Here is a 214-nt window from a genome sequence, read left to right as displayed (position 1 = left end):
CCAATCGGGACGACACTTCGTTGAGCACCCGATCACCGGCAGCGTGCCCGAGCAGGTCATTGACCGGCTTGAATCGGTCGAGGTCCAGGCTGAGCATCACCAGCGGCTGCTCCGAGGTAGGCATGGCCTTGAACTTGCCTTCCAGAAACGCTTGCAGGCGTGTGCGGTTGGGCAGCCCGGTCAGGGCGTCGTGTTGGGATAAAAACTCGATGCG

At 61.7% G+C, this 214-nt stretch carries 1 protein-coding gene; it reads right to left on the bottom strand.

From position 1 onward, the window contains the following. Positions 1–214: diguanylate cyclase (locus ACW9IR_RS30405; protein WP_457466321.1), on the bottom strand; the 214-nt coding region annotated here is incomplete at both ends.

It is taken from the genome of Pseudomonas sp. SDT291_1_S447 (assembly GCF_054070155.1).
The sequence above is the reverse complement of the archived record's forward strand: the minus strand, read 5'-3'. Positions and strand labels throughout refer to the sequence as shown.